At 62.2% G+C, this 7412-nt stretch carries 5 protein-coding genes and 2 tRNA genes; all 7 read left to right on the plus strand.

Features of this window, described 5'->3' with window-relative positions:
- Window positions 1-20 precede the first annotated feature (20 nt).
- The 7 genes from KH616_RS18695 to KH616_RS18725 all read left to right on the plus strand — a co-directional run bounded on the left by KH616_RS18695 (window position 21) and on the right by KH616_RS18725 (window position 7412).
- Window positions 21-116: transfer RNA gene (locus tag KH616_RS18695), tRNA-Sec, on the plus strand.
- A 177-nt stretch (window positions 117-293) separates the two neighbouring features.
- On the plus strand, window positions 294-857 hold the full coding sequence (gene phaR / locus KH616_RS18700; RefSeq protein WP_292249631.1) for a polyhydroxyalkanoate synthesis repressor PhaR: 564 nt from the start codon (window positions 294-296) through the stop codon (window positions 855-857).
- 500 nt (window positions 858-1357) lie between these two features.
- Window positions 1358-4423 carry a formate dehydrogenase-N subunit alpha gene (fdnG, locus tag KH616_RS18705; RefSeq protein WP_292249632.1) on the plus strand — a complete coding sequence of 1022 codons (3066 nt, stop codon included), beginning with the start codon at window positions 1358-1360 and terminating at the stop codon, window positions 4421-4423.
- A 12-nt stretch (window positions 4424-4435) separates the two neighbouring features.
- Window positions 4436-5350, plus strand: coding sequence for a formate dehydrogenase subunit beta (gene fdxH, locus KH616_RS18710; protein WP_292249633.1), 915 nt, complete (start codon window positions 4436-4438; stop codon window positions 5348-5350).
- On the plus strand, window positions 5347-6018 hold the full coding sequence (locus KH616_RS18715; protein WP_292249634.1) for a formate dehydrogenase subunit gamma: 672 nt from the start codon (window positions 5347-5349) through the stop codon (window positions 6016-6018). Before fdxH ends, KH616_RS18715 begins: the two co-directional genes overlap by 4 nt.
- Before the next feature lie 153 nt (window positions 6019-6171).
- Window positions 6172-7104, plus strand: coding sequence for a formate dehydrogenase accessory protein FdhE (gene fdhE / locus KH616_RS18720; RefSeq protein ID WP_292249635.1), 933 nt, complete (start codon window positions 6172-6174; stop codon window positions 7102-7104).
- A gap of 214 nt (window positions 7105-7318) precedes the next feature.
- Window positions 7319-7412, plus strand: a tRNA-Sec gene (locus KH616_RS18725).

Genomic DNA, 7412 nt, shown 5'->3' on the forward strand with positions numbered 1-7412 from the left:
TAGGCATCCAGATTTCCGAAGGAAGGCATCCGTATCCGGTGGTGCGTCCGGGCTTCAAATCCGGTAGGGGGCGTCAGCCGCTCCCTGGTAGGTTCGACTCCTGCTGCCTTCCGCCACATAGATGAATCAGGCGATGGCGCCCTCGATGAAGGGCGCCATTCTTTTTTGCAGGACATCGTCGGGACGGCTTGGTCTCGCGTCCGTGCCGGCCGGGCACGACGGGCCGGCGGCAACGGCGGCCTTCAGGCGCGGATGCCAGGCCGCCGCGTGGCGCCGGGATTCAAAGGCATGACATGACAACGATAACGAAAACAGGCGAGCGGCTCATCAAGAAGTACCCGAACCGCCGGCTCTACGATACCGAAACCAGTACCTACATCACGTTGACCGACGTGAAGCAGTTCGTGCTCGATCAGGAAGCGCTCAAGGTCGTCGATGCGAAAACCGGCGAAGACCTGACGCGCAGCATTCTCCTGCAGATCATTCTCGACGAGGAAAGCGGCGGGGTGCCGATGTTCTCGTCGTCGATGCTGTCGCAGATCATCCGTTTCTACGGACATGCGATGCAGGGCATGATGGGCGTCTATCTGGAAAAGAACATCCAGGCGTTCATCGACATCCAGAACCGGCTCGCGGAGACGTCGGCGAAGCGGTGCGACACCGGGGCGATGAGCCCCGAAGTCTGGTCGCAGTTCATGGGCGTGCAGGCGCCGATGATGCAGGGGGTGATGACCCACTACGTCGAGCAGTCGAAGGACATGTTCGTGCAGATGCAGGCGCAGATGCAAAATCAGGCGAAATCGATGTTCGATGCGTTCCCGTTCAGGCAGCCGAATACGGCGCCGGATTCGGAATAACCCTCGCACGGGCGACACGCCCGCCCCGGTATCCGGATTAAACCGGATGCCGGATAAATGCCATTCAATCCGCGTGGCCCGACAAAAGCGCGGCGTCCGTCGCGGTTGCGGTCGCCACAATGCGTCACGGCACTGAAAATTCGATCGCGATACGGAGATTCCGCTCGCATCAGGCAGGAATCGATTCGAACGAGGCATCAATCGCGAATCACTGTGCTTGATGGCGTCCTGTACCGCGGCAGATTGGCACATCTGTACCGTTCCACCCGCAAAACATTCTTTAGACTTCGACCTGTATCGCTCATCGTTTTGATGCAGACGATGTCGAGGCGATGCGATTCATCTGTGCTCTTTTTTTTGCAGTGGATTTGTACCGATCTAAGTAGGCTTCCGAATACATTGATGCAATCTATGTCGTAAAATCCAGAAACAACGTAACTCATCGTTGCCGTTGCCGAACGGATTCGTACTCCCCCAATATAACTCCTGCCGAGACCACCATGCTCAACATGTCCCGGCGCCAGTTTCTTAAGGTATCCGCCACGACGCTGGCCGGATCGAGTCTCGCCCTGTTGGGATTCTCGTCCGCCGATGCGCTCGCGGAGGTTCGCCAATACAAGCTGGCGCGTACAGTCGAAACTCGCGGCACTTGCCCCTATTGCGCGGTCGCATGCGGGATTCTGATGTATTCCCTCGGTGACTGCGCGAAAAACGCCAAGCCGGCTGTCATTCACGTCGAGGGCGACCCGGACAATCCGGTGAACCGCGGTACGCTCTGCCCGAAGGGCTCGAGTCTCCTCGATCTCGTCCACAGCAAGAGCCGTCTGATGGTGCCGGAATACCGCGCGCCGGGCTCGGACAAGTGGGTTCAGATCTCGTGGGAAGACGCGCTCGATCGCATCGCGAAGCTGATGAAGGCGGACCGCGACGCGAACCTGGTCGAGGTGGACGGCGGCGAGCGGGTTAACCGCTGGACGACGGTCGGCATGCTGGCTGCATCCGGCGCATCGACCGAAGTCGGTTACCTGACGCACAAGGTCATTCGAAGCATGGGGCTGCTGCCCCTGGATAACCAGGCGCGTGTCTGACACGGCCCGACGGTGGCAGGTCTTGCCCCGACGTTTGGCCGTGGATCGATGACGAACCATTGGGTCGACATCAAGAACACGGATCTGGTTTTGGTGATGGGCGGCAATCCGGCCGAAGCACACCCCTGCGGTTTCAAGTGGGTGGTCGAGGCGAAGGTGACCCGCAAGGCGCGTCTGGTCGTTGTCGACCCGCGTTTCAACCGTACTGCATCGGTCGCGGATTATTACGCCCCGATTCGTACCGGCACGGACATCGTTTTCCTCGGCGGCGTCATCCATTACCTGCTGGCGAACAACAAGATCCAGCACGATTATGTGAAGGCCTACACGGACTTCACGTTCCTCGTGCGTGAGGATTTCGAATTCCACGAAGGTATTTTCTCCGGCTACAACGAGGAGAAGCACGCGTATACGAACAGGACGAGCTGGCATTACGAGCTTGGCCCGGACGGTTACGTCAAGGTCGACGAGACGCTGACGCATCCGCGCTGCGTGTACAACCTGATGAAGCAGCATTACGCGCGCTACACGCCGGAGATGGTCGAGAAGGTCTGCGGCACGCCGAAGGACAAGTTCCTGAAGGTGTGCGAGATGCTCGCGTCCACGGCAGTCGCAGGCCGTTCGGCGACGATCCTGTACGCACTCGGCTGGACCCACCATACGGTCGGCGCGCAGATGATTCGCGCAGGCGCGATGGTGCAGCTGCTGCTCGGCAACATCGGCGTGGCGGGCGGCGGCGTGAACGCGCTGCGTGGCCACTCGAACATCCAGGGCTTCACGGACCTCGGTCTGATGACGAACCTGCTGCCGGGCTACCTGACGTTGCCGCTGCAGCACGAGCAGAGCTACGAGGAGTACATCAAGACGCGCACGCACGAGCCGTTGCGTCCGAACCAGCTCAGCATCTGGAAGAACTATCGCGCGTACTACGTCAGCCTGATGAAGGCATGGTGGGGCGATGCGGCGACTGCCGAGAACAACTGGGGCTACGACTACCTGCCGAAGCTGGACAAGCCGTACGACCTGTTGCAGACGATCGAGCTGATGCACAAGGGCAAGATCAACGGCTACATCGCGCAGGGCTTCAACCCGCTCGCGTCGGCGCCCAACAAGGCAAAGACGGCGGCCTCGCTCGCCAAGCTGAAGTGGCTCGTGGTGATGGACCCGCTCGCGACGGAGACGTCGGAGTTCTGGAAGCCGTACGACGACTTCAACGTCGCCGATCCGAAGAGCATCCAGACGGAAGTGTTCCGCCTGCCGACGACCAGCTTCGCCGAGGAGCGCGGTTCGTTCGTGAACTCCAACCGTCTGCTGCAGTGGCACTGGCAGGCAGCGCCGGGGCCGGGCGAGACGCGCAGCGACCTGGAGATCATGGGCGGGCTGTTTACGCGCATCCGTGCGATGTACCAGAAGGACGGCGGCAAGTTCCCGGATCCGATCGTCAAGCTGAACTGGCCGTATTTCAATCCGGAAAGCCCGACGCCGGAAGAAATCGCGATGGAGTACAGCGGCAAGGCGTTGGCCGACGTGGCGGATCCGAAGGATCCGACGAAGGTCGTGAAGCATGGCCAGCAGCTGTCGAGCTTCACGCAGCTGAAGGACGATGGTTCGACGGCGAGCGGTTGCTGGATCTTCTGCGGTGCATGGACGCAGGACGGCAACATGATGGCGCGCCGCGACACCACCGACCCGACCGACATGGGCGTGACGCTCAAGTGGGGCTGGGCATGGCCTGACAACCGGCGGATCCTGTACAACCGCGCGTCGTGCGACGTGCAGGGCAAGCCGTTCGACCCGTCGCGCAAGATCCTCGAGTGGAACGGTCATGCATGGACCGGCGCCGATGTTCCGGACTACAAGGCGAATGAAGCGCCCGGATCCGACATGGGACCGTTCGTCATGAACCCGGAAGGGGTCGCGCGCTTCTTCTCGCGGGAGTTCATGAACGAAGGGCCGTTCCCGACGCACTACGAGCCGTTCGAGACGCCGCTGGACAAGAACCCGCTGTATCCGAACAACCCGCATGTGCTGAACAACCCTGCCGCCCGGATTTTCCCGGACGACCGGGCTACGCTGGGCAAGCACACCGAGTTCCCGCATACGGCGACGACCTATCGTCTGACGGAGCACTTCCACTTCTGGACGAAGCACGCGAAGCTGAATGCCATCATTCAGCCGGAGCAGTTCGTCGAGATTGGCGAAGATCTCGCGAAGGAAGTGGGTGTCGTGGCCGGCGACCGCGTGAAGGTGTCGTCGAAGCGCGGTTATATCTATGCGGTGGCGGTTGTCACGAAGCGGATCAAGCCGCTGATGGTCGATGGCAAGAAGGTGCAAACGGTCGGTATTCCGCTGCACTGGGGCTTCAAGGGCGAAACGAAGCCAGGTTATCTCGCGAATACGCTGACGCCGTCCGTCGGCGACGGCAATTCGCAGACGCCTGAATTCAAGTCGTTCCTGGTGAAGGTCGAGAAGGCGTAAGGGAGATATTCAATGTCAATGCAATCGCTGGATATCAAGCGCCTGTCGGCCACCACCGTGACGCCGCCGAGCGACCGTGTCCCGTCCACGGGAACGGTCGCGAAGCTGATCGACGTGACGCGCTGCATCGGCTGCAAGGCCTGTCAGACCGCCTGTATGGAGTGGAACGACCTGCGTGACGAGGTCGGCATCACGACCGGCGTCTACGACAACCCGCGTGACCTGACCGAGCATTCGTGGACGGTCATGCGGTTCGCCGAGTACGAGAACCCGGACGGTAATCTCGAGTGGCTGATCCGCAAGGACGGCTGCATGCACTGCGAGAATCCGGGTTGTCTGAAGGCGTGTCCGTCGCCGGGCGCGATCGTGCAGTACACGAACGGGATCGTCGACTTCCACGAGGAAAACTGTATCGGCTGCGGCTACTGTATCGCCGGCTGCCCGTTCAACATTCCTCGCGTGTCGAAGAAGGACCGCCGCGTGTACAAGTGCACGCTCTGCTCGGATCGCGTCGCAGTGGGACAGGAACCCGCTTGCGTGCATACCTGCCCGACCGGCGCCATCATGTTCGGCACCAAGGAGGACATGAAGGCGCAGGCCGCGACGCGCGTCGAGGATCTGAAGGAGCGTGGCTTCGAGCACGCGGGTCTGTACGACCCGCAGGGCGTCGAGGGCACGCACGTGATGTACGTGCTGCATCACGCGGACAAGCCGTCGCTGTACCACGGCCTGCCGGACAATCCGAAGATCAGTGCGTTCGTGTGGCTGTGGAAGGGTATCGCGAAGCCGCTCGCGGTTGCGAGCTTGGCGTTCACGGCACTGTTCGGCTTCTTCCACTACACCCGTTTCGGCCCGCAGGTCGTGACGAAGGAAGAAGACGAGAAGGCCGCTGAGGAAGCGAAACGCATCGAGGAGGAAGTGAAATGAGCCATCGACCACCCAACACGATCGTTCGCTACACGGCGAACGAGCGCTGGAACCACTGGATCACGGCTGGCTCGTTCATCATGCTGGCGCTGTCCGGCCTGGCTCTGTTCCATCCCTCGATGTTCTGGCTGACCGAGCTGTTCGGCGGCGGCCAGTGGACCCGGGTGCTGCATCCGTTCATCGGGCTCGTGATGTTCGTCTCGTTCGCCGTGATGGGGTTCCGTTACTGGGACGCCAACATGGTCGACAAGGACGACATCAACTGGCTGCTGAAGATCGGCGACGTGCTGCAGAACAAGGAAGAAGGGCTTCCGCCGGTCGGCAAGTACAACGCCGGCCAGAAGATGCTGTTCTTCACGATCATCGCCTGCATGATCACCCTGCTGCTGTCGGGCATCGTGATCTGGCGTCGCTATTTCGCGATGTACTTCCCGATCGAGGTGATCCGCATCGCGGCGCTTGCGCACGCGCTCGCGGCATTCGTGCTGATCTCGGGGATCCTCGTGCATATCTACGCGGCGATCTGGGTGAAGGGTTCCGTCCAGGCGATGGTTCTGGGTTACGTGCCCTACGGCTGGGCGCTTCAGCACCACCCGAAGTGGTTCCGGGCCGTGGTTCGCGAGATGGCGGAGCAGAAGATCGCGAAGCAGCGGCAGAGCGCGAAGTAACGCGCAGGGCCGACGGATGGGCAGCGGATCGCCTGTCCGTCTGGTCGCGGGCCGACGCGCGACCACTCGTGCCAGCCTCCGTGCAACGGAGGCTGGCGATTCCACAGGCGCCGGTTCCCGGCGCTTGTTTTTTTGAGCATCGTGGTGACACAAGTGACTCAACGTATTCTCGAGGCGAGCGAAATCGCCGCGCAATCTCCGTCGCAGACGCCGCGTTTCAAGCTGCCGGAACGGGCGACCGTGTTTTCCGCGCGCGCGGCGCGTCTGCGCAAGCTGGCTGACAACAGCCCGATCGCGGGTTATCTGCGGCTGATGGCGGTGCTCGTCGACGCGCAGCATGCGGTGCTGCAGACCATCGAGGCGAAGGCGCCGAGCCGCGAGGCGATCGCGCAGGCGCAGGCGCATTCGATGCCGATCGCGCCGGCATTGACCGGCGAGCGCGATCCGCAGTGGCGCGACGTGCTGCAGAGCCTGCTCGACCGGGTCGAGCAGGCGGGGCTCGTGAATCCGGCGCTCGCCAAGCTGATCGACCGGCTGCGCGTTGCCGATGCCGCCGAGCTGGACGCCCAGGCCGACGCGATTCTCGCGTTGCGCGTCGCCGAGGTCGACCCGGCTACCGCGCCGTTCATCATGGCCGCGCTGCAGGTCGTCTGGACGGACATCGCCGCGCGCACGCAGGCGGCCGACGTGCCGTACATCGACCAGCCGGGCCTGTGCCCGGTATGCGGGTCGGCACCGGTCGCGAGCGTGATCCGCATCGGCGGCCTGGTCAACGCCTATCGCTACCTGCAATGCGGGCTGTGTGCGAACGAATGGAACATGGTGCGCGTGAAGTGCTCGTCGTGCGACTCGACGAAGGGCATCGCGTATCAGGGCATCGAAGGCAACAGCGACGTCATCAAGGCTGAATCGTGTGACGAATGCCATACGTACCGCAAGATCGGCTATCAGGAGAAGGACTACGATTTCGAGCCGCTCGCGGACGATCTCGCGACCCTGACGCTCGACCTGATGATGACCGATGCCGGTTATCGGCGCGGGTCGCCGAATCCGCTGCTGTGGCCTGAGCTGCCGGCCGACGAGTGACACGGGCGCCCGGGCGTGACGCGCGATGCGGTCGCGCCCGGTTGAACCGGCGCGTTGCCGTCTGGCGGCGATCGCGCCATTCAAAAGCTCGAATTCTTCCGCCGTGTTGGGTATACTGCGCAGCCGCAGCAATTTCGACATGCTGCGCACGTGGCGATCAAATCATTGGCATGCAGCGGTAGCGCGCATGTCTGCATGTCGATCCCACGCCGAAGGAAGGCATCCGTATCCGGTGGTGCGGCCGGGCTTCAAACCCGGTAGGGGGCGTCAGCCGCTCCCTGGTAGGTTCGACTCCTGCTGCCTTCCGC

This window comes from Burkholderia sp. (genome assembly GCF_018375725.1).
In the GTDB taxonomy this organism is placed as follows: domain Bacteria; phylum Pseudomonadota; class Gammaproteobacteria; order Burkholderiales; family Burkholderiaceae; genus Burkholderia.

What these genes read in the sequence shown, in the direction of transcription:
- phaR (WP_292249631.1), top strand. Translation starts at nt 294, where the DNA reads ATGACAACGATAACGAAAACAGGCGAGCGGCTCATCAAGAAGTACCCG.
- fdxH (WP_292249633.1), top strand. Translation starts at nt 4,436, where the DNA reads ATGTCAATGCAATCGCTGGATATCAAGCGCCTGTCGGCCACCACCGTG.
- KH616_RS18715 (WP_292249634.1), top strand. Translation starts at nt 5,347, where the DNA reads ATGAGCCATCGACCACCCAACACGATCGTTCGCTACACGGCGAACGAG.